Annotated in this window: 20 protein-coding genes and 2 pseudogenes; 11 read left to right on the forward strand and 11 right to left on the reverse strand. The window is 70.7% G+C overall.

Annotated elements, in window-relative coordinates; translation table 11 throughout:
• The first annotated feature begins 25 nt into the window (after positions 1–25).
• Positions 26–1,765, forward strand: coding sequence for a dihydroxy-acid dehydratase (ilvD, locus tag BU198_RS24135; protein WP_317620297.1), 1,740 nt, complete (start codon positions 26–28; stop codon positions 1,763–1,765).
• A gap of 169 nt (positions 1,766–1,934) precedes the next feature.
• Positions 1,935–2,492 carry a hypothetical protein gene (locus BU198_RS24140; protein ID WP_188298966.1) on the forward strand — a complete coding sequence of 186 codons (558 nt, stop codon included), beginning with the start codon at positions 1,935–1,937 and terminating at the stop codon, positions 2,490–2,492.
• Positions 2,493–2,578: 86 nt separating this feature from the next.
• Here the strand turns inward: BU198_RS24140 and BU198_RS24145 are convergent, their stop codons facing one another.
• Positions 2,579–2,758 carry a hypothetical protein gene (locus tag BU198_RS24145; RefSeq protein ID WP_188298967.1) on the reverse strand — a complete coding sequence of 60 codons (180 nt, stop codon included), beginning with the start codon at positions 2,756–2,758 and terminating at the stop codon, positions 2,579–2,581.
• Positions 2,759–3,115: 357 nt separating this feature from the next.
• Here BU198_RS24145 and BU198_RS24150 point away from each other — a divergent pair, with 357 nt between their 5' ends.
• Together BU198_RS24150 and BU198_RS24155 are read left to right on the forward strand one after the other, a co-directional pair.
• The gene (locus BU198_RS24150) at positions 3,116–3,577 is read left to right on the forward strand and encodes a pyridoxamine 5'-phosphate oxidase family protein (protein ID WP_188298968.1); all 462 of its coding nucleotides are present in this window, start codon (positions 3,116–3,118) and stop codon (positions 3,575–3,577) included.
• 183 nt (positions 3,578–3,760) lie between these two features.
• Positions 3,761–4,120 (forward strand): hypothetical protein, encoded by a 360-nt coding sequence (locus BU198_RS24155; protein WP_188298969.1) that lies wholly within the window; start codon positions 3,761–3,763, stop codon positions 4,118–4,120.
• A gap of 197 nt (positions 4,121–4,317) precedes the next feature.
• On the opposite strand, the gene BU198_RS24160 is transcribed toward BU198_RS24155, so the two are convergent.
• The 5 genes and pseudogenes from BU198_RS24160 to BU198_RS24175 form a co-directional block, all read right to left on the reverse strand.
• Positions 4,318–5,346 carry a hypothetical protein gene (locus BU198_RS24160; RefSeq protein ID WP_188298970.1) on the reverse strand — a complete coding sequence of 343 codons (1,029 nt, stop codon included), beginning with the start codon at positions 5,344–5,346 and terminating at the stop codon, positions 4,318–4,320.
• Positions 5,347–5,661: 315 nt separating this feature from the next.
• A pseudogene (locus tag BU198_RS44295) lies at positions 5,662–5,963 on the reverse strand (IS5/IS1182 family transposase); the annotation flags it as partial.
• Between the two features lie 61 nt (positions 5,964–6,024).
• Positions 6,025–7,503 (reverse strand): FAD-binding protein, encoded by a 1,479-nt coding sequence (locus BU198_RS24165; protein WP_188298074.1) that lies wholly within the window; start codon positions 7,501–7,503, stop codon positions 6,025–6,027.
• Positions 7,504–8,248: 745 nt separating this feature from the next.
• Complete coding sequence (locus tag BU198_RS24170; RefSeq protein WP_188298971.1) at positions 8,249–10,207, reverse strand: flavin-containing monooxygenase; 1,959 nt, start codon at positions 10,205–10,207, stop codon at positions 8,249–8,251.
• Between the two features lie 44 nt (positions 10,208–10,251).
• A complete protein-coding gene (locus BU198_RS24175; protein ID WP_188298073.1) occupies positions 10,252–11,145 on the reverse strand; it encodes a class I SAM-dependent methyltransferase in 894 nt (297 codons plus the stop codon).
• 1,606 nt (positions 11,146–12,751) lie between these two features.
• Between BU198_RS24175 and BU198_RS24180 the strand changes: the two genes are divergently transcribed.
• The 5 genes from BU198_RS24180 (at position 12,752) to BU198_RS24200 (ending at position 17,961) form a co-directional block, all read left to right on the forward strand.
• Positions 12,752–13,012, forward strand: coding sequence for a hypothetical protein (locus BU198_RS24180; RefSeq protein WP_188298072.1), 261 nt, complete (start codon positions 12,752–12,754; stop codon positions 13,010–13,012).
• Between the two features lie 34 nt (positions 13,013–13,046).
• Positions 13,047–14,033 carry a 3-oxoacyl-ACP synthase III family protein gene (locus BU198_RS24185; protein WP_188298071.1) on the forward strand — a complete coding sequence of 329 codons (987 nt, stop codon included), beginning with the start codon at positions 13,047–13,049 and terminating at the stop codon, positions 14,031–14,033.
• The gene (locus BU198_RS24190; protein WP_188298070.1) at positions 14,030–14,785 is read left to right on the forward strand and encodes an SDR family NAD(P)-dependent oxidoreductase; all 756 of its coding nucleotides are present in this window, start codon (positions 14,030–14,032) and stop codon (positions 14,783–14,785) included. Before BU198_RS24185 ends, BU198_RS24190 begins: the two co-directional genes overlap by 4 nt.
• Positions 14,786–15,894: 1,109 nt before the next feature.
• Positions 15,895–16,383 carry a tyrosine protein phosphatase gene (locus tag BU198_RS24195; protein WP_188298069.1) on the forward strand — a complete coding sequence of 163 codons (489 nt, stop codon included), beginning with the start codon at positions 15,895–15,897 and terminating at the stop codon, positions 16,381–16,383.
• A gap of 933 nt (positions 16,384–17,316) precedes the next feature.
• A complete protein-coding gene (locus BU198_RS24200; protein WP_188298068.1) occupies positions 17,317–17,961 on the forward strand; it encodes a hypothetical protein in 645 nt (214 codons plus the stop codon).
• A 514-nt stretch (positions 17,962–18,475) separates the two neighbouring features.
• Here the strand turns inward: BU198_RS24200 and tpx are convergent.
• From tpx to BU198_RS24215, 3 genes are all read right to left on the reverse strand, one after another.
• Entirely contained in the window at positions 18,476–18,976 is a 501-nt protein-coding gene (gene tpx / locus BU198_RS24205) for a thiol peroxidase (protein ID WP_188298067.1), read from the reverse strand.
• 586 nt (positions 18,977–19,562) lie between these two features.
• Positions 19,563–20,051: an isochorismatase family protein gene (locus BU198_RS24210; protein ID WP_188298066.1), complete on the reverse strand. Its 489-nt coding sequence runs from the start codon at positions 20,049–20,051 to the stop codon at positions 19,563–19,565.
• 112 nt (positions 20,052–20,163) lie between these two features.
• Entirely contained in the window at positions 20,164–20,583 is a 420-nt protein-coding gene (locus tag BU198_RS24215; protein ID WP_188298065.1) for a hypothetical protein, read from the reverse strand.
• Positions 20,584–20,858: 275 nt separating this feature from the next.
• Here BU198_RS24215 and BU198_RS24220 point away from each other — a divergent pair, with 275 nt between their 5' ends.
• Entirely contained in the window at positions 20,859–21,527 is a 669-nt protein-coding gene (locus tag BU198_RS24220; RefSeq protein ID WP_188298064.1) for a class I SAM-dependent methyltransferase, read from the forward strand.
• A 187-nt stretch (positions 21,528–21,714) separates the two neighbouring features.
• Here BU198_RS24220 and BU198_RS24225 read toward each other — a convergent pair whose 3' ends face one another.
• Complete coding sequence (locus BU198_RS24225) at positions 21,715–22,203, reverse strand: SMI1/KNR4 family protein (RefSeq protein ID WP_188298063.1); 489 nt, start codon at positions 22,201–22,203, stop codon at positions 21,715–21,717.
• Between the two features lie 480 nt (positions 22,204–22,683).
• Here BU198_RS24225 and BU198_RS24230 point away from each other — a divergent pair.
• Positions 22,684–23,175: pseudogene (locus BU198_RS24230) on the forward strand (linear amide C-N hydrolase); the annotation flags it as partial.
• Positions 23,176–23,409: 234 nt separating this feature from the next.
• Here the strand turns inward: BU198_RS24230 and BU198_RS24235 are convergent.
• Positions 23,410–23,922, reverse strand: a complete 513-nt coding sequence (locus BU198_RS24235; RefSeq protein ID WP_188298061.1) for a GNAT family N-acetyltransferase — start codon at positions 23,920–23,922, stop codon at positions 23,410–23,412.
• Between the last annotated feature and the right edge of the window lie 662 nt (positions 23,923–24,584).

The following is a 24,584-nucleotide window of genomic DNA, read 5'->3' on the forward strand; positions in this document are numbered from 1 at the left end:
GAGGGTCGAGGGAAGGCTGCCAGACGTGACCGAAGTCCGACCGTCGTTGCGGAGCCAGCGGCTGCGCCTGGTGAACCACCAGGGAGACGCCCTGCGCCTGGGGATGAACTGGACCGAGGAGGACCTGGCCAAGGCGCAGGTCCTGGTGGACAGCGCCGACGGCATGGGCCATCCGGGCACGTTCCACTTCCGCGGCCTCGTCGAGGAGGTCAGCAACGGCGTCTACGAGGCCGGCGGCAAGCCGGGCGTCTTCACGGTCAGCGACATCTGCGACGGCGTCGTGCAGGCCACCGACGGCATGAGCTACTCGCTCGTCTCCCGGGACGTCATGGCCGCGATGGTGGAGATCCACGCGCTGGGCCATCCCCACGACGGCATGGTGCTGATCTCCGGCAACGACAAGTCCGTCCCCGCCCACCTGGTCGCGATGGCCCGCTGCGACCTGCCCGCGATCCACCTGCCCGGCGGGACGCAGCTGAACGCCCCCGACTACCTGACCTCGGACGAGATGTGGCCGATCGGCGCCGAGGTCGAACGCGGCGAGATCCCCCGCGAGGACCTGGAATCCGCCCAGCGCGGGGCCTGTCCCACCTGCGGCGCGTGCCAGTTCATGGGCAGCGCGAGCACCGGCCAGGTCCTGGCCGAGGCGCTCGGCCTGGCGCTGCCCGGATCGGCGCTGACTCCGGTACCCCTGACCAAACTGCTGCGCTACGCCCGGGCGACCGGCAAGCAGGCGGTCCGCCTCATCCAGGAGAACCTCACGGCCCGGCGCATCCTGACCCGCAACGCCTTCGAGAACGCGATCATCATCCACGCCGCCGTCGGAGGGTCGACGAACGCCCTGCTGCACCTGCCGGTGGTGGCACGCGAAGCGGGTGTCGACATCACCATCGACGACTTCGACCGCATCCACCGGCGAGTGCCCGTGCTGGCGAACGTCAAGACGACCGGGAAGTACCCCGTCGAGTACCTCTGGTACGCCGGAGGTGTCCCCGCGATCATGCTGGAACTGCGGGACCTGCTGCACCAGGACTGCCTCACGGTCACCGGCAGGACGCTGGGCGAGAACCTCGACGACATCGCCGCCAGCCCGTCCTACTTCGCCGAACGGCGCGGCTACCTCAACAACGTGAAGGTGGCCGCGGACGACGTCATCCGGCCGCGTCACGATCCGTTCGGCAGCGACGGCGGCGTCGCGGTGCTGTACGGAAACCTGGCTCCCGACGGTGCCATGATCAAGACGTTCTCCGTGCCCAGGGAGATGCACGTGCACACCGGCCCGGCGCGGGTGTTCGAGTTCGAGGACGAGGCGGTCCACGCGCTCGTCTCCCGCCGGATCGAACCCGGCGACGTCCTCGTCATCCGGTACGAGGGACCGCGCGCCAACGGCATGCCCGAGATGTACTACGCCGCCGCCATCCTCTCCGCGGACCCCGTCCTGAACACCACCACGGCGATCGTCACCGACGGCCGCTACTCCGGCGCCATGCGGGGCCCGTGCATCGGCCACGTGGCACCGGAGGCCATCGACGGCGGCCCCATCGCCCTGGTCGAGGACGGCGACCTCATCGAGATCAACGTGCCGGAGAGGCGGTTGGCGGTCGTGGGCGTGGACGGCGAGCACCGGTCGCCGGAGGCGGTCGAGGAGATCCTGGCGGACCGCCGGAGCGTCTGGAAGCCCCTGCGGCCGCGGCACGCCACCGGGATCCTCTCGCTGTACTCGCGCGTCGCCCGGAGCGCCTCGGAGGGAGCCTCCATCACCTGACGGCCCTCTCCAGGGCCCGCCACCGCCACCGCCGCCGCCGCTGGCGGCCGGGGTTGCCGTTCAGACTCAGACCCCCCTGCCGACACGCCCTCGCTGGGGCCTGGGACCGCACCGAGGGCGTGCGTTTAATCGGTACGGCCGGGCGTGAAGCCCTGGCAGACTGCCCGTCATGTCCAACTCCTATGCCCAACCGATCCTGCGTACGGCGGACCTCGAGGAGGCACTGCAGGTGGCCGCGCGGCTGCTGGAGCTCGCCGACACCCGTCAGCTCGAAGTCGACGTCGAGGCACTCGTCGACTCCGTACAGGCTCTGGAGCCGCTCATGAGTCTCCTGCCGGATGCGGAGTGGTGGGCCGTCGGCGGTGGGAACGACTCCTCGTGCGAGGGGGACTCTCCAGTGGATCACCTGCCGGTCCGGTTGAGAGGCTGGGGCAAGGACGCGGACATGGTGAGACCGCTCCTGGCGGCGGCGGGCAGCTGCCCGATGGCGGTCCGCTGGGACTTCCTCGGCTGGCCTGAGGCCCCTGACATCGGCCTTGGCGCCGGGGGTCCCAGGGGCGCCTACGTGACCGTCTGCGCGAATGCCCGGGACGTCGACCTGGAGAAGCCGGCGGCCGACCACACGGTGTTCGTGCACGTCAAGCAGGCCGAGGCTGAACGTGCTCCATGGCTGGCGGCGCGGGTCGGCCTGAAGGTGATCGGCGAGCTGGTGATGGCGCCGTGGTGATCCGGGCTCAACACTGACGTCCGTCGGTGGCCGCATCCCTCACACACGAGCCGGTTCGGATGCGGCGACGCCCCGCGATGGCTGCCTCAGTCTCCGCCACAACCACTTCCGCAACCCCCGCCCCCACCGTCGCCCCAGCCCCCGCCGCCGCTGTCCCCACCTCCACGCTTGCGACGGGATTTCCTGCTCGGGTCGTCGCTCCTCAGCATCAGGCTGACGACCTTGATGACGATCAGGACGATGACAAGAATGACGATGAAGCCCATCTGACTGCTCCCCCCCATGATGTGCCGCACGAGGTGCACCACGGTCAGCGGCCGATCGGCCTCCGCGAACCCGAACCGACGGGCTCGCGGGATACGGGATCAGCCGCGCCAGTTCTTCCCCCAAGCCGGCGGCGGTACTTCATTGTGCTCGCAGGCACTGACACTGAAACGCCGTCAGGTCGCGGACTGTCTCTCGCGACGGTGTCGCAGCCGGCGTGCGGGCTTCGCCCTCGCCGCACAGGGCCTACCTGCCCCGACCGGCCGTTCCCGATGCGGAGGCCGAGGGGCTCATCGGTCACCGGGAGTAGGTCCCTCGCCTGATGCGCGCTTCGAACCCGCTGGCTAACGTCGGCACTCATGCAGACCACGGGGATTGTTCGCCGCCAGACGGCGGAGCGTAGGCGCGACACTCTGGAACGGCTCGTCTCAGAGCGGGACGTGTGGGTATCGACAGCGCATCCAGAGCGCGGGCCGCACCAGGTGCCGCTGTGGTTCCGGTGGGACGGGCGAGCCGTGTGGCTGTGCACCAGTGCCACTTCCGTGACTGCGCGGAACCTCCGCGAGGACCCGCGCGTGCGCCTGGCGCTGCCCGACACCTTCGACGTGGTGCTCCTCCAGGGTGAGGCGGAGTGCTTCCCGGACCAGGACGTCCCCGGAGACGCGGCGGAGGCGTTCGCCGCCAAGTTCGGCTGGGACCCGCGTACGGAGGAGGGTTCCTTCCTGTACCTGCGCGTGGCGCCGACGAATGTGCGCGCCTGGCGTGGCGAGCCGGAACTGCGGGGCAGAGTCATCATGCGCGACGGGACGTGGCTGGAGTAACGGCCGTTCCTGAACTGCGCATCGATACGGTCGTCGGCCGGAACACCGCCGTCTCCTGTGACGCGCACCTGCCCTGGCGGCATCCGATCGCCGCCCGCCGGCACCCGCTCCGTTCGTCCAGGCCCTCGGACGGGACGCCCGGGACCGGGCCCGAAGCCAGTGGGTGCGCTCGGCACCACGGTGATGATCGGGTTCGCGGCCGTCGGCGGGATGGCCCCGGTCGCGAACGCGGCGGAGCCGGTGGTCACCGTCGCCGCCGAGGACCTCTCGAGCACGTCGGCCGGCGCAGCGGACGCCGACTCGTCCGCGGCAGCGGTCGCCGGCGCGAGCCCCAGCCAGACGCTGGCCCTCAGCTGCTGGAACGCCCGCGTCGACGGCGGCTGGTTCTACGAGACGTGTAACGGCAAGAAGTACAAGCCGTTCGTCGACTGTTCGAACGGCTACCGCTACATCTCCAAGACCTACTACGGCGGCCAGCACAACTTCGCCCTGCAGTGCCCGGCCCGCACCACCGCCGTGCGCGGCGGCGCGATCGGCAGCTGACGTCGCGTGACCGCGTGACAGAGCCTCGGCACCGCCGCTCGACAGGGGTGCCGGGGCCCCGCAGCGGCTCGGACCCCACCAAGTCGCCCGCATCGTCTGCCTCCTGACCCGGTGGGCCCGCCTCCTCACGGCGGCGTACCGGGCGGCTCCTTCGTCCCCACACGTGCCACGTCCGGGTCGAGCCGCGTGCTCAAGCCCTACTTGACGTGCGCCTGAAGCCATCCGGGGGTGTCGCAGATGCCCGGTTCGACCGTACCGGCGCAGTACCAGGGGACATCCCCGTAACCGCGTTCGAAGTACTGGACGGCGCGTGCCGGGACACCCTCGGCCTTGAAGGGCTTGCCCTGGGCAAGGATCTCCAGTGGAGCGCCAGGCGCGGCCTCACCGGCAACGCGGTAGGCGGCCTTGAGCTTGAACGTGCAGGTCTCGTTCTTGGTGATCGCGTCGATCTTGAGGTTGGTCCCGGTCTGGTTCTGGCCCAGGGCGATCGACGCCCCCTGGAAGTACGGCTTGCCCTGTTGGCCGCCCTCGTCCTCGACCACCAGGACCTTGCTGCGTCCGGAGAGATCCAGCGCGAGATTCCTCATGGGGGATTCCCCCGCCGGGGGGTAGCGCACGACCGCCGCGGCATCGGCGGGAACGCAGTTGACGTCGTCGGCGGTGATGTTGTCGATGTTGACGGGAGCCGTCTTCCGGCTCTCCAAGCCCAGTCGAAAGGAGGTGGCAGTGCCGTTGTACGTGAAGTTCTCGGGCGCCCGGACCAGCGTTGGCTGGTCGGTCAGCAGCCGACCGCCCATCGGTCTCAACAACTCCCATACCTTCCGGACGTGTTCTCGGAAGTCGCGCGGGTTGACCGGGATCGAGGTCAGTGCCTGCTGCGCCTGGGCGGAGAGCGGCTTGTCGAGGACGATGTACCACGTGTTCGGGAAGCTGACGGGGTCGTACTCCTCGAACGTGTCCTGGGTCACCGTGACGTCGATCGGCGGTCGTGCGCCGTCCACTTCCTGCTGAGCCGCGTCCTGATGACGGGCGGTGTCTACCGATCCCATGTTGTCGAGCTCGTGGGCCAGCCACCATCCTCCGGTGCTGCTCACCAGGGCGACGGCCACGGTCAAGGCGACGAACCGGACACGTCTGCCGCCACGGTGTGCAGCCCCATCCGGGGCGAGCACGCTGGTCACGTCGTCCAGAAGGCGCCCTGCCGTGGAAGCGGCCGAGATCGGCACGGGGGGCGGGAAGGCAGGGGGAGCCGACAACGGCTGGGCGGTCGGCGGGAGGACAGGCCCTGCGACAGCACCAGGATCGGGGAGGTTCGTGGATGACGGCGATGCCGGGGGCACCGGCGGAACCGGGGGCTGCCCCGGCGTCACCCCGGGGCTGGATCCATCTGACGCGTTCGGCGGCGTGGTGGTCATGCGTTTCCCCCAGGAGACTGCTCCTGCGTGTGGGCTTCGATGGTGCCGTACATCCAGCCGCGAAGACACTGGTTTGACCCGTTTGTGGCTGTGGCAGGACGTTTGGCGCCATGACAGGCCGAGGTTTGGCATACTGCCCGGCTTGCCGTCGGCAAAGCGCTTGCGGTTGGCGATCTGGTCGGCGGGCTGTGGGATCACCGCCTGGATTCCGCTTCTGCGCAGGTGCTTGCGGATGGCCCGAGACGAGTAGGCCCGGTCGGCCAGGGCCACGAGGGGCCGGGTGCGCGGCCGGCACCGGCCGTCCGCTGCCAGGTGGATCCTGGTGGTCAGCCCGCCGCGGGAGCGTCCGGTGGCGTGGTGGCCGGGCTCGTCGGCCGGGGCTCCTTTTGACGGGCCCCGGCCGCGTTCTGGTGGGCGCGCACGATAGAACACCACTCCTATTTCCGACTAAGGAAAAGCACCCGTCATTCACGAAAAGAGAATGGTTGGTTAGGGGAAGATGTTTTGGCCGGGGGTGAGGGTGTGGGTGGGGTCGTAGGTGTTTTTGGCGGTGGTGAGGGTGGTCCAGTGGGGGCCGTAGTGGGTTTGCCAGTCGTGGGGGGTCATGTGGGGGATGGCGCCGACGAGGTAGCGTTTTGCGCCGAGTTGGGTGGCGGTGTTGTAGAGGGTGCGGTTGCGTTGGAGGGCGGGTTGGGGGTTGGTGTCGGGGTGGGGGAAGGTGAGGAGGTCGAAGAGGTAGGTGGTGGGTTCGTTGGGGGTGATGGCGAGGGGGTGGGTGAGTTTGTTGGTGTGGAAGGGGTAGCAGAGGAGGAGGCCGGCGCCGATGTCTTGGGGGGTGATTTGGGGGAGGGCGTGGTTGAGGAATTGGGGGGTGGTGGTGGCGGGGAGGAAGAGGGAGAGCCAGGGTTTGGGGGCGTTCCAGTAGCCGAGGTTTTTGATGGTGTCGGCGAAGGTGTCGGCGCGGTGGGTGTAGTCGTGGTAGGTCTGGTCGGTGATGTCGGTGGTGGTGGGGTTGAGGTTGGTGAGGAGGGGTGTGGGGTTGGGGGTGGTGGTGTTGTAGTGGGCGACGGCTTCGATTTTGTAGCGGGGGGGTTGTCCGTTGGGTTGGATGAGGATTTCGCCGATTTGGGAGGGGAAGCGGCCGTCGTTGAGGATGGTTTGTTGGTCGGTGAGGAAGGTGTGTTGGTCGTTGTAGGTGAGGGTGAAGACGCGGGCGTTTTTGGGGGCGGGGATGAGTTTGAGGGTGGCGCGGGTGATGATGCCGACTTGGCCGGCGCCGGCGAGGGCGGTGTGGAAGAGGGTGGGGTTGTGGGTGGGGGAGGCGGTGAGGATGCGGCCGGTGCCGGTGACGATTTCGATGGATTCGACGGTGTCGGCTTGGAGGCCGTGTTTGTGGACGGTGGAGCCGATGCCGCCGACGCTGATGGTGCCGCCGATGGAGAGGTGGAGGTAGTCGGTGAGGCAGGGGGGTGTGAGGTTGTGGGTGAGGGTGGCGTCGGTGAGTTGGGCCCAGGTGACGCCGGCGTCGACGGTGGCGTTGGTGGGGGTGATGGCGTGGATGCGGTTGAGGGCGCGGGCGTTGATGCTGATGCCGCCGGCGACGCCGGCTTGGCCGTAGTTGGAGTGTGATTCGAGTTCGGTGCCGGTGCCGCTTTGGCCGTTCATGGCGACTTTGAGGTTGTTGCGGCGGGCGTAGTTGATGATGGTGGCGATGTCGGCGGGGCCGGTGGGGGTGAGGACGGCGTAGGGGGTGGTGGTGGTGAGGCGTCCGAAGTCGTGGGCGTGGGTGTCGCGGGTGGTGGTGTCGGTGGTGAGGGTGCCCTGGATGGGGGGCAGGGGGGTGATGCGTCCGGGGGTGGGGGTGTCGGTGGTGGTGGCCCAGGTGCGGGTGGTGGTGTTGAAGCCGATGACGGTGGCGGTGGCGCCGGTGAGGATGGTGCGCCTGGTTGGTGTGGGTCGGTGGTTCATGGTGGGGTCTCCTGGTGGGTGGCGTGGGCGGGGTGGTGTGGCCGGGTCTGCGCGGGACGGTGGTCCTGGGTGGGGTGGTGTTGTAAGTCCGGTGTGTTTCGGGGTGGTTGTGGTGTCGCGGGGGTGAAGCGGCCCCGGCCGGGGGGGGGTTGGGTGGTGTCCGGGGTTTCTGTTCTGTGTTGGTGTTGTTGGTTGTTGTGCGGGTTTGTCTGTTGTGTTGTGGTGTCGTGTGCGTTCTGGCCGGTGGTGTGACTGTCTGGTGTCCGGCGTCGTTGTGTTCGGGGCTTTCGTGCCGTGTTGGTGCGGTCCTGTACTGAGCCCCGTGTCGTGTCGTGTGGTTGTGGGCCGGGTTCTGTTGTGGGGCTGGGCGTGGCCGCGTATGGCGTTGTGGGTTTCGCTGGGTTCTGTGCCGGGCTCGGGGGTTCCCGTGGTGGGCTTGGTCTGTGTTGTCCTGGGCCGGCGTGGTGTCCGGCGCGGTGTCCGGGGTTCCCGGGCTGTGCGGTGCCCGCCCGGTGCTGTGCCTGTGGTGTGCCGTGCCCGCCTTGTGGGGTGCTCGTCCTGTGCCCGGGGTTGTGCCTGCGGTGTGCGGTGCCCGCCCTGTGCTGTGCCTCGTTCCCGGTGTTGTGCCCCGGTGTTGTGTTCGCCCTGTGCTGTGCCTCGTTTCCGGTGTTGTGTCCTGGTGTTGTGTGTTGGGGCCGGCGTGCCGGCGGGCCGGCTGGTGGGGTGGTGGGGTGGTGGGGTGGTGTTAGGGGGTGTGGTTGGTGTGGGTGGTGGTTTGGTAGTTGGTGAGGTCGAAGGTGTGGGTTTGTTGGCGGTAGCGCCAGGTGTAGGTGGGCCAGATGGAGGGGTTGTTGCCGTGGTTGTCGGTGTACCAGCTGTGGCAGCCGCCGGTGTTCCAGACGGTGTTTTTGAGGCGGTTCTGGAGGGTGTGGTTGTAGGTGGTCTGGGCGTGGGGGTGGACGTTGACGCTGGTGAGGTGGTGGGTGTCGAGGGTTTTGATGGCGGCGAGGATGTAGGTGATCTGGGCTTCGATCATGACGGTTTGTGAGGAGTGGCCGAGGGTGGTGTTGGGGCCGAGGAGCATGAAGAGGTTGGGGAAGCCGTGGATGGTGGTGCCGCGGTGGGCGGTCATGCCGTGGTGGTTCCAGGTGTCGGCGAGGGTGGTGCCGTGTTGTCCGTGGATGAGGTGGGCGATGGGGCGGTCGGTGGCGTTGAAGCCGGTGGCGAGGATGATGGTGTCGGTGTGGCGTCGGGTGCCGTCGGCGGTGGTGATGTGGGTGGGGCCGATGTGGGTGATGGTGTCGGTGATGATGTCGACGTTGGGTTGTTGGATGGCGGGGTACCAGGTGTTGGAGAAGAGGAGGCGTTTGCAGCCGACGGTGTAGTCGGGGGTGAGGAGTTTGCGCAGGGTGGGGTCGGGGACGGATTTTTTGAGGTGGCCGGCGGCCATGTTCTTCATGCCGGTGGTGCGGGTGGGGCGGGACATGAAGAACGCGACGATTTCGCGGCCGTGTTTGTTGAGGTTGCGGCGTAGGTGTTGGTAGCCGGGGAGGTGGCGCAGCATCCAGGTGTGGCGGGGGGTGTTGGGTTTGTCGGGTTTGGCGGCGATCCAGGGGGGTGTGCGCTGGTAGAGGTGGAGTCGGGTGGTGTGGGGTTGGATGGCGGGGACGAACTGGATGGCGGAGGCGCCGGTGCCGATGACGGCGGTGGTGCGGCCGGTGAGGTCGTGGTCGTGGCGCCAGCGGGAGGAGTGGAAGACGGTGCCGGTGAAGGTGTCGAGGCCGGGGATGTCGGGGGTGTGGGGGTCGGAGAGGTAGCCGGTGCCGGTGACGAGGATCTGGGCGGTGTAGTGGCCGTGGGTGGTGTGGATGTTCCAGTGCTGGTGGGTGTCGTCCCAGGTGGCGTTGTGGAGTTCGTGGTTGTGGCGCAGGTGGGGTTCGACGCCGTAGCGCTTCGCGCAGTCGCGTAGGTAGGTGTGGACTTCGTTCTGGGTGGCGAAGGTGGATTTCCAGTCGGGGTTGCGGGCGAAGGAGAAGGAGTAGAGGTGGGCCTGGACGTCGCAGGCGCAGCCGGGGTAGGTGTTGTCGCGCCAGGTGCCGCCGATGTCGTCGGCGCGTTCGAAGACGAGGAAGTCGTCGATGCCGGCTTTGAGGAGGTTGATGGCGGTGCCGAGGCCGGAGATGCCGGCGCCGATGACGGCGACTTTGAGGTGGCGTACGGCGAGGTCGCCGGCTGAGGTGGTGGCGGTGGTGTCCTGACGGGCGCCCGCGGTGCCCGTGGCGGTGGCGGTGGCCGTGCCCGTGGCGGTGCCCGTGGCGGTGGCGGTGTCCGGGGTGATGGTGCCCGCGGTGTTCGTGCCCGCGGCGACCGCGGTACCCGTGCCCGTGCCGGTGGTGGCGGTGTTCGTGGCCGTGGCGGCCGTGGTGGTGTTGTCCGCGGTGGTCGCGCCGGTGGTGGTGGCGGTGGTGGTGCCCGTCGCGCTCGCGGTGCTCGCGCCCGTGGTGGTGTCGGTGTGTGTGGTGCTCGTGCCCGTGGTGCCCGTGCGGGTGGTGTTCGTGGCGGTGTCTGCGGTGTCCGTGTGGGTGGTGTTCGCACTGGTGGTGTTGGTGTGGGGGGTGGGGGTCACCCCCGCCGTTGGGGTTGTGGTGGTGGCCGGTGTGGTGGTGGCCGTGGTGGTGGGGTTGGGGGCGGGGGTGGTGGTCATGCGTCGGTGTCCTCTTTTCGGGTGTGCGCGGTGGGTCTTGGGGGTCAGGCGCGGCGGGTGAGGGTGACGCGGAAGTTGTTGAAGATGTGGTCTTCGAGGGTGTAGGCGAAGATGTCGAGGTAGCGCTCGAAGCGGGCGACGGTGGTTTCGTCGGTCATGGTGACGGCTTCGTCGCGGCGGGTGGCGAGGAGTTGGAGCCAGGCGCGGCAGGCGCGGGCGAAGGATTCGGGTTCGTTGCGGATTTCGGTGACTTCGAAGAGGCCGTCGAGGCCGGTGGCGAGTTCGGGGAGGCGGGGGATGTGGCAGCCTTCGAATTCTTCGCGCTGGAGGAATTTGAGGTCGTCGAGGAGCCGGCGGCGCAGTGGGGGGTTTTCGACGGTCATGGTGTGCAGGACGAAGCGGGCGCCGGGCTTGAGGAGGGAGTGGACCTGCTTGAAGAAGACGCGGTAGCGCTGGGTGCGCTCTTTGGGGGTGAGGGAGGAGAGGACGAAGTGTTCGAGGGCGTTGATGCAGAACGCGGCGTCGTAGGGGGCGTGGCCTTCGGGGAGGCGGTGGTCTTCCCAGCTTTCGACGCGGGCTTCGATGGCGGGGTTGTTGAGGGCGTCGACGAAGTCGGCCTGGGTGCGGGAGAGGGTGACGCCGACGGCTTTTTTGACGCCGTGGACGGTGGTGAGGCGGTTGAGCATGGTGCCCCAGCCGCAGCCGATGTCCAGGACGGTGTCGGTGTGGGCGGCGCGGGCGAGGTCGGTGAAGGCGTCGAGTTTGCGTTCCTGGGCTTCGTCGAGGACGGTGACGAGGTCTTCGCCGTCCTCCCAGTAGCCGCCGGAGTACATCATGGTGGGGCCCAGGATGAGCCGGTAGAGCTCGTTGGGGACCTCGTAGTGGTGGCGGATGGCCTCGACGTCGGGGTTGATGGAGCGGGCTTCGACGGTGGTCATGGGATGGGGCCCCTCGGTTGATGGTGGTGGACGGTGTGGGTCGGGCTGCGGGCTGTGTGCCGGTGCGGCCCGTATCGCGGCGGGTCTGAAGCCGCGGGTGGCGCGGTGTCCGGGCCGGGCTGTGGGTCGGGCCTGGCCGCCGCCGTGTGGGTGGCGGGTGCCCGTCGCGGTGTGAACGGCCTTGCGGGGATGCTGCGTTGGCGTGTGCCTGCCGTGCCGTGCCGGGTTGGGTGCTCGGTGTGGCCTGAAGCCGCGGGTGGTGCCGGGTGGTGCGGTCGGGTTGTCTGTGCCGGCGGGCGGGGTGCTCGGCGGGTGCCGTGTGGTGTGGGCGGCCAGGGCCGTTGAAGCTTCCCTTTTCCGGGCTGTGCCGGGCTGGATGCCCGGCGGCTTTCCGTCCTGGAGCGAACGGCTTTGCAGAGGTGCCGTGTTGGTGCGTGGTGCTGTTCGGGGTGGACGGCCTGGCCGCCGGTGGCCCTGGGCTTGCCGGTCCGGGCTGGGTGCCCGTCGCGGTGTGAACGGCCTTGCGGGGACGCTGCGTTGGCGTGCGCCTGCCGTGCGGTGTCGGGTTGGGTGCCCGGTGTGGCCTGAAGCCGCGGGTGGTGCCGGGTGGTGCGGTCGGGCGGTCTGTGCCGGCGGGCGGGGTGCTCGGCGGGTTGCCGTGTGGTGTGGGCGGCCAGGGCCGTTGAAGCTTCCCTTCTCCGGGCTGTGCCGGGCTGGATGCCCGGCGGCTTTCCGTCCTGGAGCGAACGGCTTTGCGGAGATGCCGTGTTGGTGCGTGGTGCTGTTCGGGGTGGACGGCCTGGCCGCCGGTGGCCCTGGGCTTGCCGGTCCGGGCTGGCTGCCCGGCGGATGCTGTCCGGCGTGAACGGCCTTGCGGGGCCGCTGCGTTGGCGTGGCCCGTGCCGTCCCGTTCCGTTGGTGTGTGCCGTGCCGGGTTGGGTGTCCGGTGTGGCTTGGTGGTGGCTGGTGGTGCGGGTTGTTGCGTGGGTTGTGCGGGCCGGGGCCGGGGTGGGGGTGGTGTGCGGGCGGGTGCGGTGTGTTGTGGGGTCAGGTAAGCGTGTGTCTCGCAAGCGGTCCGCAAGGGGGTGTGGGGGTTGCGGGTTGCGGGCTGGTTGCGTGGGGGCGGGTTTCATGCGGTTTCGGCAAGACACGCGGCCCCCACGGCCTTCCCGGGGGGTGCTTCGGTTCCCGGGTGGTGTTGTCCGTTGTTCCCGGGGTGCGGGGTGCCTGGTTGTTCCCGGGGTGTTGCCAGGACGTGCACTCGTCCGCCTGAACGCCTGCTCGCCTGAACGTCTGCTGGCCGGTTTCTGCCGGTTGTCGGTGGTTCAGTCCCTGCCGGGTCGGCTTCGCCGGCCGGTGGGCCCGGCCGGCTTGGCCGGTCGGCCCGCGGGCCGGTTGGCTTCGCCGGTTCGCCGGTCGGCTTGGCCTGGTCGGCCCGCGGGCCGGCTTGGCCGGTCGGCTTGGCCGGTTGGCCTGGTCGGCCCGCCGGTCGGTTTGGCCGGTTGGTGGGCTGGGTGGGTGTGGGTGTTGGGGGGTTCGTCCTGACCTGTTCTTTCGGCGCGTTGACGGCGCTCACGGAGGTGGGCGTGGAGAGGAACGATCACTGATGTCTCGGATTCCCACGATCGAGGACCTGGCGGAGCAGCTTCAGGCGGTGTCGGGTGCGCGGGAGATTGATGCGGACGCGGCGTTGCAGCACATCGCGGATGTGGATTCGCTGGATCTGATGGAGTGGTTGTACGGGTTCCAGAACGACTATCCGCACATTCCGGCGGACGAGTCGTTGTTCGCGGACATCGACGACACGACGACGTTGCGGGTGGTGCACGAGCGGATCCTGGCGTTGGTGCCGTCGGCGGGTCGCTGAGAGGGGGGTGGGGGTCGGGGAGAGGGGTGGGGTGATGAGTGGTTTCGATGTCGCCGGTTGGGGGATGTCGGTGCCCGAGCGGGTGGTGACGAGTGCGGAGCTCGCGGAGCGTTTCGGTGTGGATGAGCACTGGATCGTGTCGCGGTGCGGGATCCGTGAGCGTCGGGCGGTGGGTGTGGGGCAGACCACGGCGTCGATGGCGGTTGAGGCGGGGCGTCGGGCGTTGGAGCGTGCGGGTCTGTCGGGTGCGGATATCGCGCATCTGATCGTGGCGACGGCGACTCCGGAGCAGCCTTCGCCGGCGACGTCGGCGTTCGTGCATGACGGGCTGGGGATCGCGGGCAGTGCGCATGATGTGAACTCGGAGTGTGCGGGGTTCGTGTATGCGCTGGTGACGGCGGTGGGTCTGTTGCGGATGGATCCGCGTCCGATCCTGGTGATCGGTTCGGACACGCATACGCTGACCGCGAATCCGGCGGACCGGGATCTGTCGATCCTGGTGGGGGACGGGGCGGGTGCGGTGGTCCTGGTGCCGGGTGCGGTGGAGCGGGTGCGGGCGTGGAACCTGGGTGCGGACGGCTCGTGCAAGGACAGTCTGAAGGTCCTGGCGGGGGGTGCGCGGATGCCGACGACTGCGGAGACCGTCGCGGCGGGTCTGCATTACGCGCAGATCAACGGTAACGAGATCTATCTGAACGCGGTGCGGTACACGGTGCGTACGATCCGCGAGACGCTGGAGCAGGCGAAGATCACGCCGGCGGAGGTGGATCATGTGGTGCCGCATCAGGCGAACATCCGGATCATCAACTCGGTGCTGTCGCATACGGGTATTCCGGCGGACCGGCTGGTGACGAATCTGGAGCGGTACGGCAACACGGCGTCGGGGTCGATCCCGATCGCGTTGGCGGAGGCGTTGGACGCGGGGCGGATCAGGGACGGTGACACGGTGTTGCTGGCCGGGTTCGGTGCGGGGATGACGTGGGGTTCGGTGCTGCTGACGTGGGGAGGTGCGGGCCGGTGAGCGCCAGGGGCGTGTTCGGGGTGCGTCCGCAGGCGCCGGTGGCGCTGGTGACGGGCGCGTCCGGGGGGCTGGGCGGTGAGCTGGCGCTGGCGTTGGACGCGGCGGGCTGCCGGGTCGCGGTGCACTACAACAGTTCCCGTGAGGGTGCGGAGAAGGTCGCCGCCCGGTTGGTGAACGAGCATGTGCTGGTCACGGGCTCGGTCGCGCACTGGGATGCGGTGACGCAGATGTACGGGCAGGTGGAGGCGGCGCTGGGGCCGGTGGACGTGCTCGTCAACAACGGGGCGATCCGCCGGGATTCGCTGATGGCGATGCAGGATCCGGTGCAGTGGCGGGAGGTGATCGACACGAACCTGGTGGGTTCCTTCCACACGGCGCGGGTGTGTGTGCCGGCGATGCTGCGTGCGCGGTGGGGTCGGGTGGTGAACGTCGTGTCGCCGTCCGCGTTGATCGCCACGGCGGGGCAGACCGCGTACTCGGCGTCCAAGGCGGGGCTGATCGGGCTGACCCGTACGCTGGCGGCGGAGTGCGGGCGGCGGGGGGTGACGGTCAACGCCCTGTCGCCGGGGTTCATGATCACGGGGATGACGGACACGCTGCCGGAGCATGTGGTGGCGGGGATGCGGGAGAAGGTCCCGGTGCCGCGGTTCGTGACCCCGCGTGAGGTCGCCCGTTCGATCGGTCTGTTCCTCGACCAGGACTGCATGACGGGGCAGGTCATCAGCATCGACTCCGGCGCCTCCATCACCTGACCGGCCCGGCCCCCGGCCTGTCCCAAGGCCCGGCCCCGGCCACGGCCAGGGGTCGGGTGCCGGCCGGTGCGGTGCGGTCCGCCGGTCCGTGGGGTTCGCGGTCCGCGGGTTGTCCCCGGTGTGCCCCTTCTTCGTTCCGGCGTGTGCCGGCGGGACGAGGAAGGGGCATTTCCGTGTTCCGCGCCCCCGGGGGGTGCCGGTGTCCGGGCGGTGGTGTGATCACGAGGCCGTCCGGGGCCGGGTGAGGGTGGTGCCGGTGGCCGGTGGTGGTTGCCGGTTGCCGGTTGGCGGCCTGGGGGCGGGTGGGCGCGCAGGTGGGGTTTCGCGTGGGGGTGTGGCCGGTGCGGGTGTGGTCGGGGGGTGTACGTCCCGGGCCGTGGCCGGTTCCCGGGCGGGGGGCGGATGCGGTGGCGCGCGGGAGGGCGGCGGCCGGGTCGTCGCCGGCCGGTGGTCCGGCGCGGTGTCGTCGCCGGTGGAGTGGTGGAACCGTACGGGCTGCCGTACGGGCCCTCGTACCGGTCGCTGTACCGGTCTCCGTACGGGCCGTCGTACCGGTCTCCGTGCGGGCCGTCGCACCGGCTGCCGCATCGGTTGCGGTGGGGGTGGGGTGTCGGTGTGTTGTTCGCCGTCCGGGGCTGTGGTGTCTTCGCGGGGCGGGTCGGCGGGGTGGGTCGGCGGGGTGGGTCGGTGGGGCGGTGGTGCGGGTGTTTTCGCCTGTGGTGTCGTTGTTTTCGGGGGTGTGGCCGGTGGCGGACCGGGATGGTATTACGATCCCGGTGGGGGTTGTGTTCCTGCCTGTTCTTGGGGCGGTGCCGGTGCGGGATGGCGTGCGTCTGCTGCGGCTTGTGCACTCTCGGGGGTTCTGTGAAGGCCCGCTGGCCGTGTCCGGGGCCGGATTGCGGCGCGTGTTCGTGGGCTTGGTGGCCACGGGGGAGGAACGTGCCGCCGCCGTGGGCGGTCAGGGTGTTCTCGGCCGGGTTCTCCGGCGTTTTGTGTGAGGCGGCCGTCCCCCTGTCCCGGGCTTGGGCGGGTTTTGTGCCGGGCCCGGCGGGCCTCTGTCCCTGTTGTCCGGACACCGTCTGATTCCATCGACCGGAAGTGCTGCTGACATGCGACCCGGCTTTTTCACTGTTGACGTCCCCGGTCCGGGGCGGCTGAGCACCATGGCCAGACCTCGTGGTTTCGACTGGCTCGAAGACGAGATGGCCGCGCTGGGCGGCCACGGTGTCGACATCCTGGTCAGTGCGCTGACCGGTCCCGAAGCCGGCGAACTCGGTCTCGTGGACGAGCCCCGGCAGGCTCTCGCCGCCGGGTTGCGGTTCGTCGCGATTCCCGTCCCCGACCGCACGGTTCCCGACCTTGCCACGGTCCTGCCCGTCCTTCGCGGGCTCGCGGGGCAGCTGCGCGACGGCGCACACGTCGTCACCCACTGCCGGGCCGGCATCGGACGCTCGTCCCTGCTCGCCGCATCGCTCCTGATCCTCAACGGCATCGATCCCGGCATCGCCTGGGAGCGGATCGAGCGCGCTCGCGGGCTCGCCGTCCCGGACACGGCCGAGCAGCGGGAGTGGACGATGAAGCTGCTCGCATACGTGTGATGCCGGTATGCCGGATTGCGCGGGGTGTTCCGGGCGGCATGGCTTTCGGTGGCATCGCGGTTGCGGGCAGGGGCGGGTCCTGCGAGGGCGGTGGCCGGGGTGGGGTGGCCGGGGTGGGGTGGCCGGGTGCATCGCCTTGGTGGTCGGTGTCGGGTGGTTGCGGGAGCCTCCGGTCCTGGCGTTGCGTCAGCATGGCGGGGAGGGAACGGACATGCCGGGCCGGGCCGGGGCAGGAGCGGGTGAGGGTCGTTCGGGGGAGGGTGTGCGCGGTGTCGGGCCTGTGGCGTGCCGCTGTGGGAGGTGTGCGGGCGGTATGGGGGCGCAGGCGCGGCAGTGACCGGTGTGCGGGGGCGGGAGGCGGGCGTCTGGGGATGGGGCGGGAGGACCGCGGGCGCGTCGGGCACGTCTCGTCGGTCACTGCGGGAACCGGCCGGTCGAGGGCCGAATGCCCTGCCGTTCGGCCTGTTCGGGGAGCGGATGCCCTTGGTGGGGTTGTTGCCGAACCGCGGTCACGTGCCGGGCGCCTCATCTGGTGAGTCCGGGGGAGCGTGGCCGTTTGCGGTTGCTGCCGAACCAGCGGTCGCCGGCCCGGTCGCCGGGGTCTGGGCGCCGTGTCCTGGGGCGGGGAGTCCGGGTCCTGGGTGATGTGGTGATTGCCGGTGTGCGGCATCCCCTGGGCGTGGGGTGGCACTTCCCGTGAAAGTTGGTACTCGATCCATGGCGTGTCCTTGGCGGGGCGGCCTGATGGGCGTGGAATCGTGTTGCCGCGGCCGGTCCGGCTGTATTCAACACTCATCCGCCCATGTGCTTCAGGCCGGTGGAATCGGCCGGGTGCCGTAGCCGGGGGCTGCTGTTTTGTCGCGGCCTCTGCTGTTGTGTACCGGGGATCCATCGGGCGCACTATGGGTTGCACCGGGAGAAGTGAGGCGCGGTATGGGAAAGTTCGAAGACGGGGTCGACGCTGCTCTTGAGGCCGGCGGGGGTTTCTGGTTCTTCAAGGGTGGCAAGGCTCTGAAGACCGATTCCAGTGGCGACACTCTCAAGTTCAACCCTGACAGCATCACTGCGCAGGGGTACTGGCCTGCTCTGCGGGGGACCGGGTTCGAGGACGGTGTCGATGCTGCCACGGCGGCCGGTGGGGGTTTCTGGTTCTTCAAGGGCGGCAGGGCTTTGAAGACCGATTCCAGTGGCGACACCCTCAAGTACGAAGTCGCCCCTGTCACCACGAAGGGGTACTGGCCCGCGCTGCGGGGGACCGGGTTCGAGGACGGGGTCGACGCTGTCCTTGAGGCCGGCGGGGGTTTCTGGTTCTTCAAGGGTGGCAAGGCTTTGAAGACCGATTCCAGTGGCGACACTCTCAAGTTCAACCCTGACAGCATCACTGCGCAGGGGTACTGGCCTGCTCTGCGGGGGACCGGGTTCGAGGACGGTGTCGATGCTGCCACGGCGGCCGGCGGGGGTTTCTGGTTCTTCAAGGGCGGCAGGGCTTTGAAGACCGATTCCAGTGGCGACACCCTCAAGTACGATGTCGCCCCTGTCACCACGCAGGGGTACTGGCCCGCGCTGCGGGGCGTGTAGCAGGCATTGGCACGGGCGGCCGGCTCTCGCGCTCACGAGCGCGGGAGGGCGCTCGGGTGCGTGGGGGGAGTCCTGCCGGCGCAGGCCGGCGCCGTATGTGGACCGTGACCTGGTCGAGGCCGCGCAGCCGCGGCTGCGGGTGCTGTTTGCCTTCCACGGTCGCGTGGTGTGGGGCTTCGGCCGTTGTACGGGGTGTGCGTCCCGCGCGTGGTGTTGCGGTGGTCACGCCGGTGGGTGGCAGGTGGCGGGTGGCATGGTGGTGGGCGGGTTCGCCGTACGGGCCTGTGGACGTCGGTGGGTGGACGGTCCGTGGGGATGGTCGTCCTGGTGGTGGCGGGTCTTCCTCCGGGGGCGGGTCTTCCTCCGGGGGTGGTGCGGCCGTCCGGGGTGCGTCGGGCTGGTCTGGGTGTGCGGCGGCCCGCCTCCTGGGCCGTGTCCTCGGAAGGGGATCGTGGCAGGGGCGGGCCGTCGTGGGAACACGGGGTGGCACCGGTCAGGGGTGGTGCCGGGTGGGTCAGTTGAGGACGGCGAGTGCGGCCTCGTAGTTCGGCTCGTCGGCGATCTCGGCGACGAGTTCGGTGTGCAGGACGGTGTCGTTCTCGTCGAGGACGACGACGGCGCGGGCGGTCAGGCCGGCCAGCGGGCCGTCGGCGATCGCCACGCCGTAGGTGTCGTGGAAGTCCCGGCCGCGCAGGGTGGAGAGGGTCTTGACGTTCTCCAGGCCCTCGGATCCGCAGAACCGGGCCTGGGCGAACGGCAGGTCGGCGGACACGCACAGCACCACGGTGTTGTCGAGGGAGCCGGCCTGGGTGTTGAAGGTGCGCACCGAGGTCGCGCAGGTCGGGGTGTCGATGCTGGGGAAGATGTTCAGGACCTTGCGCTTGCCCGCGAAGTCCTTCAGGGACACGTCCGCGAGTCCTTCGCCGACGAGCGTGAACGCCGGCGCCTGGCTGCCGGCGGTGGGCAGCGCGCCACCGACCTGCACCGGGTTCCCCTTCAGCGTGACCTGAGCCATGAAAAGCCTCCTAGCGGCGGTGTACGGGATGCAACGCCGCCGATCCTACTGCCCGCTCCCGTCCCGTCCCCGCCGCGGGCCGCACCCCCGGGGGGACGGGGCCCCGGGACGGCCTCGGGGGACGGGCTCCGGGGGACGGGTCCCGGGGTGGGGCGGGGCGGGTTCTTCCTGTGCCGCCGCTGCACGGACCGCCGGACCGCCGGACCGCGGGCCCGGCGCGCCCACCGGCCGGTGGGCCGGAGCGTCCGCTCGCCCGTCTGTGGGTCTGTCGTGTCCGTTGTCTGTCGGGGTGTGGGGGCCGGTTGTGCGGTGCGGTCGCGGGCTGTCGTTCCGGTGGTGTGCCGGGAGCGGGTTGTGCGGGTCTCGGCGGTGGGGTGTGCGGGGTCCGGTTGTGGGCGGGCCCCGTTGTTCCGGTGTTCAGCCGGTGGTGTCGGCGCTCTCGTGGCGTTCCGGTGAGCCGGGTGATCGGCGTCATGGACGTGTCCGGCCTCGCGGTCACGATTCCCCCAAGGGGGGGTCGTGCAGGGACCGTTGTGGTGTCCCGTGTCGGGTCGGTACCTGTCGGGGCCGGTTCGCCGGGTGGGTGTCAGGTGTAGTCGGCGGTATTCCGTACCTCGCCGAAGCGGGGGAAGATCCGTTCGATGGTGAAGTCGTGTTCGTCCGCGGTCGGTGCGGACATCGCGTCGGTGACGAACTCCAGTCGGTAGCCGTGGTCGGCGGCGGCCCGTGCGGTGGACTCGACGCCCATCGTGGTGACCAGTCCGGCGATGACCAGGGTGTCCGCGCCCAGTGTGCGCAACTGCGCGTCGAGGCCGGTGTCGTGGAACGCGCCGATGGTGTGTTTGACCACGATGGTGTCGCCGTCGTGGACGAGGCCGTCGGCGAAGTCGCTGCCGGGCGGCTGCTCGGCGACGTTCGGGCGTTCCACCCGGACCTGCACCACCGGCCGGCCGCCGGCCCGGAACGCTTCGGCCAACGCGCGGCAGCGCGCGAGTACTTGGCCGCCGGTGTGCGGGGCGAGGGGGAGGGCGATGATGCGTGGCATCAGGTCGATGAGGATCAGTGCGGAGGCCATGACGGACGATCGTAGGGCCGTGCGGTGTACCGGGGGACGCGGGTGGCCGGTGTGCCGCACGGTGTGTGGCCGGTGGTGCGGGCGGCGCCGGGGCCGGCCCGGGCAGTGTGCGTCAGTCGGGGGAGCGGGGTGTGTGGTCGTCGGCGGGTGCGGGGCGGGGCAGCATCTGCCGGGCCTGGGCGAGTGTCACCTTGTCGTCGGTCCAGGAGTAGACCTCCAGCAGGGACAGGCGGCCGCCGTGGGTGAAGAGCAGGACCCCGCCTGCGCACTGGCCGTCCTGGCCGGTCAGTTCCGCTTCGGCCGCGATGACGGCCTTTGCCGGGCCCGCCGGCGCCGTGGCGGTGGCGGTGGCGGTGACCGTGGTGGTGGTGTCCGGTTCGAGTTCGAGGGAGGCCGTGCCGCATCCGCAGCCGCAGCGTTCCTGTATGCGCAGGTGGGGCAGTTGTGCGCGCAGCGCCTGGTGGTCCGGGTCGTCGGCGTGGAGCAGGGCGTCGAGCATGCCGGCCACGTCGGGGGGAAGGGCGTGCGTCATGCGCTGCACTGTAGGGGGCCCGCGGCGACGGCGGTGGGCCCGGGTGTGGTGGCGGCGCACGGCCGGGCTGCCGGGTGTGGCGGGGGACGGTTCGGGCCGGGCGCGGGCAGTGCGGCGGGTCCGGGCGTGGGGGAGTCGAGGTGACGGCAGCGGGGGCGGTGGTGTGTCCGGTGCCGGCCGGGCCCATGCCCACGCCGGCCCGGTCCGGGTGTGGGGGTCGAGGTGACGGGGCCGGGGGTGGTGGTGTGTCGGTGGTGGCTGGGAGGATGCCGGCCATGGGTGCCCATGGCGATGTCATCGCCGCGTACTGGGATGCGGTCGCGTCGTCCTTCGACGACGGGCCCGATCACGGGCTGAGGGCCGGGCCGACGCGTGCGGCGTGGGCGCGGCGGCTTCGGGGGTGGGTGCCGGCGGGTCCGGTGGGCGGCGGTCTCGATGTTCTGGATGCCGGGTGCGGGACCGGTTCGCTGTCCCTGCTCCTGGCGCAGGCCGGGCATCGGGTGACGGGTGTGGACCTGTCGCCGGGGATGGTCCGTCAGGCGCAGGGGAAGCTGGCGGCCGCGGGTGTGCCGGGCCGTTTCCTGGTGGGTGACGCCGCGGCGCCGCCGACCGGCGGGCAGGCGTTCGACGTCGTGTTGTCGCGGCACCTGGTGTGGACGCTGCCTGACCCTGTGGCCGCGTTGCGGCAGTGGGTGGCCGGGCTTCGGCCCGGCGGCCGGCTGGTGCTGGTCGAGGGCCGGTGGGGCGGGAGCAGCGGTGTGCCGTATGCCGACGGGGCGCGGCAGTTGGTGCTGCCGTGGATGGGCGGGGTGGGCGCCGAGGACCTGGCGCACGCGGTGCTGCCGCTTGTCGCGGGTGTGCGGATCGAGCCGCTGAGTGCGGACGCGGATCTGTGGGGCGGCCCGGTCGATGACGAGCGGTACGCGCTGATCGCCCGTGTCTGAGGGGTGCCGGGCGGGGCGGGCCTTGTCGTGCCTGCCGGGTGTCCGGGGCGGTCCTGTCGTGTCGTGCGGGCGGGGGTGCGCCGAAGCCGGTCTTCGGTGTCCGGGCGGGTTCGGCTGTCTCGGCTGCCTCGACCCGGACGGGCGTGGCGCCGGGCGGTGGTTGCGGCATGGCGGCAGGGGTGTTGGGTCAGCAGTGCGGGCAGTCGGTGGGGACGGGCGGCTGCGGGAAGTCCTCCCGGCCGTCGAGCCAGCCGGTGAGGCGCTCGGCCAGGGTGAACCGTTCGGGAAAGAGGCGATGGCGCGCGCACGCGCCGTGCGGGTCCCAGCCCCACATCCGTCCCTCGGGGGTGCTGAAGTCGACGAGTGACCAGATCGCGCAGCCCCAGGTCAGCAGCGGCACCACCGGCGTCGGGTAGTCCTGGCCGTATCCCTCGCGCCAGGCGAGGTACGCCTCCAGCACGGGCGGTTCGTCCCCGTCCTCGGTGAGGGACAGGGCGCTGTCCCACCGTCCGAACCCGCCGTTTGCGACGTCGAGGTAGATCCGTCTGAGCAACGCGGGCATGGGGTGCCCCACCGCGGCTTCCAGATCGGCGACGGCCTGCGGCGGGGCGGGCGGCGGCAGCGGTGCGGGCCGGGCCTGTCCACGGATCCGGTCGATGATCTCGTCGTCGGTCATGCGGCAGTGGTATCAGCCGCCGCTGTCAGTACCCGCACAGGACCGGGACGAGCCCGGACGAGCCCGGACGAGGCGGCTTCGGAACGCGTTGCCGGGGTGGCTGCGGTGCGCCGTGCCGGGAACACCCGGACCGCGGTGCCGGGGCGTCTGCGGTCCCGGTGGTGCGTGGAGCGGGCTGCGGGCTGCGGGGTGTTGGGATTGTGGGGGTTGCGGGGAGTGTCGCGCGGGCCGAACGGGTGAGCCGGCGGGTGTCCGGGGGCCGGTTCGTGGCGGGGCGATCAGGCTGTGGGGCATGTGCACACGATTCCTGTGGTCGTCGCTGGGCAGTCCCGGCCGGGGCAACCTGCTGGTGGGCCGGAGCATGGACTGGTACCAGGACACCGGGACGGTTCTGGCGGTGCGTCCGCGCGGTGTGACCCGCGAGAGCATCCCGCACGACCCCGGTGACCCCGGCGCTTTCACCCGGGCGGTGACTCGGCCGTCGTGGAGTTCCTCGACGGCAGGACCTGTGTGCACCACGGTCCCCAGTACACGGTGATGGCGAACTCGCCCGTGTACGACGAGCAGTTGGAGCCGCAGCAGCGGTACCCGGCGCACGGCGGCGACCAGCCGCTGCCCGGAGGCGTCGACTCGCCGGACCGTTTCGCCCGCGCCGCGTACTACTGCGTACGGCTTCCGGACACCTCGGACGCGCGCGAGGCCACGGCGTACGCGTTCAGCGTGATCCGTGACGCCTCGGCCCCGTTCGGCACGGCGGACGAGTACCGGCCGAACATCTCGACCACCCGCCGGCGCACCGTCGCCGACCTGACCGAGCGGCGGTACTTCTTCGAGTCCACCACGAGCCCGAACGTGGTGTGGACCGAGCTGTCGCAGCTGGACTTCGCGGCGGGCGGCCCGGAGCGCAGGCTCGACCCGGTGGCCGAGCCCGACCGGGTCGGCAACGTGAGCGGCCGGTTCACAGCGGTGTGACGCCCGCCCCGGCACCCGGGCCGACCCGGCAGGCCCCGGCAGGCCCGGGGAGGCCCGGTAGGCCCGGGGAGGGCGGTGTCCGCGTGGTGCGGGCCGCCCGGTTCGGCGGCGGCGCCCGGTGACTCCGGGAGCGCACGGCCTTGAGGGCGGCGCTCTCCACAGGAGACACAGCGGGCACCGCAGCCGGCGGCCGCGGTGCGGGGCGCGGCCGTGCGCCCCGCACCGCGGGGCGGGTCAGATGCCGAACGGTGCGGCGTAGCGGACGGTTCCGCCGGGCAGCGGGTGGCCGGCGTCGAGGGTGAGGGCCATCAGGGCCTCGTCCGGGACGTCGATGCTCAGTCCGATGCCGTGGACGCCGGCACGGGTGAAGCCGAACCGGGGGTAGTAGGCCGGGTGTCCCAGGACGACGACGTGGTGCTCGCCCGTGTCCTTGGCCGCCTTGAGTGCGGCGCGGATGACGGCGGAGCCGGCGCCGCTCCTCTGCTGCCCGGGCCTGACGGCGCACGGTGCCAGGCACAGCGCCGGGGTGTCGCCGATGTGGCAGCGGGTCAGCAGGGCGTGGCCGGCGATGGCGCCGTTCCCGTCTGCCGCGACGAGGGAGAGGCCGTCGATCCATGCGTCCGCGTCGGCGCGCAGGGCGTCGACGAGATCGGCCTCCGCCTCGGTACCGAAGGCGGCGAGGTTGATGTCACGGATGGCGGGAATGTCGGCGCGGGTCTCGGCGCGCGTGGTCCAGGTGGTGCTCATGCTGGATGAAGATCCGTTCAGGACGGTGTTCGTGTGGGCGCCCCGCGAGCTCACGCTCCCGGCAGGGCAGGGCAGGGCAGGGCAGGGCAGGGCAGGGCAGGGCGAAGTCAGGCCACGGCCCGGGACGCGAGGCAGACCCGGACGCTGCGCACGGTGGCCCTGGGTACGGTCATCGACCTCACCTCCCCTGCTTCTCCAACTCCTGGTCGGACACGAACGGAGGCCACCGTACAGGAGGCTCTCCGACGTGCGCACGCGCGTTTTCGTGTTCGGATCCCCGGGCGTCTTCGCTGCGGGGAGCAGCGGCGCCCCGAGGCGGCCGGGCCGGCCCGCACCGGATCCGACGTCCCTGCGGGCCGCTGAAGCCCCCGGGCTGCCGAGGTCCCCGGGCCTCGCGGCTCCTGTCCGGTGCGGTGCCGGTGCCCGCGCGCCGCGACGAGCGCTTTTCCGGGCGCGGGCAGGGCCTCGTCCGGGTGGCGGCCCGTCTGCTCGCGGGCGGTGTGACGACCGGGGCCGGCGGCGACGGGCCGTACCGGCCGCGGGCCGCCGGTGACCGGACCAGCGGCCGGTCCGGCCGCAGGCCGGGGGGCCACCGGGCACCGACCCGCCCCGACCGCATGCCGGCCGGCAGACCGCCGGGCATGCGGTCGGGGCGGGTCGGT

The organism is Streptomyces sp. CBMA156, from assembly GCF_014596515.1.
GTDB lineage: Bacteria > Actinomycetota > Actinomycetes > Streptomycetales > Streptomycetaceae > Kitasatospora.

Bases quoted from the DNA above. Each gene is read 5' to 3' on its own strand.
- BU198_RS24140 (WP_188298966.1), top strand. From the start codon at position 1,935: ATGTCCAACTCCTATGCCCAACCGATCCTGCGTACGGCGGACCTCGAG.
- BU198_RS24145 (WP_188298967.1), bottom strand. From the start codon at position 2,758: ATGGGCTTCATCGTCATTCTTGTCATCGTCCTGATCGTCATCAAGGTC.
- BU198_RS24150 (WP_188298968.1), top strand. From the start codon at position 3,116: ATGCAGACCACGGGGATTGTTCGCCGCCAGACGGCGGAGCGTAGGCGC.
- BU198_RS24155 (WP_188298969.1), top strand. From the start codon at position 3,761: ATGATCGGGTTCGCGGCCGTCGGCGGGATGGCCCCGGTCGCGAACGCG.
- BU198_RS24165 (WP_188298074.1), bottom strand. From the start codon at position 7,503: ATGAACCACCGACCCACACCAACCAGGCGCACCATCCTCACCGGCGCC.
- BU198_RS24170 (WP_188298971.1), bottom strand. From the start codon at position 10,207: ATGACCACCACCCCCGCCCCCAACCCCACCACCACGGCCACCACCACA.
- BU198_RS24175 (WP_188298073.1), bottom strand. From the start codon at position 11,145: ATGACCACCGTCGAAGCCCGCTCCATCAACCCCGACGTCGAGGCCATC.
- BU198_RS24180 (WP_188298072.1), top strand. From the start codon at position 12,752: ATGTCTCGGATTCCCACGATCGAGGACCTGGCGGAGCAGCTTCAGGCG.
- BU198_RS24185 (WP_188298071.1), top strand. From the start codon at position 13,047: ATGAGTGGTTTCGATGTCGCCGGTTGGGGGATGTCGGTGCCCGAGCGG.
- BU198_RS24195 (WP_188298069.1), top strand. From the start codon at position 15,895: ATGCGACCCGGCTTTTTCACTGTTGACGTCCCCGGTCCGGGGCGGCTG.
- BU198_RS24200 (WP_188298068.1), top strand. From the start codon at position 17,317: ATGGGAAAGTTCGAAGACGGGGTCGACGCTGCTCTTGAGGCCGGCGGG.
- tpx (WP_188298067.1), bottom strand. From the start codon at position 18,976: ATGGCTCAGGTCACGCTGAAGGGGAACCCGGTGCAGGTCGGTGGCGCG.
- BU198_RS24210 (WP_188298066.1), bottom strand. From the start codon at position 20,051: ATGGCCTCCGCACTGATCCTCATCGACCTGATGCCACGCATCATCGCC.
- BU198_RS24215 (WP_188298065.1), bottom strand. From the start codon at position 20,583: ATGACGCACGCCCTTCCCCCCGACGTGGCCGGCATGCTCGACGCCCTG.
- BU198_RS24220 (WP_188298064.1), top strand. From the start codon at position 20,859: ATGGGTGCCCATGGCGATGTCATCGCCGCGTACTGGGATGCGGTCGCG.
- BU198_RS24225 (WP_188298063.1), bottom strand. From the start codon at position 22,203: ATGACCGACGACGAGATCATCGACCGGATCCGTGGACAGGCCCGGCCC.
- BU198_RS24235 (WP_188298061.1), bottom strand. From the start codon at position 23,922: ATGAGCACCACCTGGACCACGCGCGCCGAGACCCGCGCCGACATTCCC.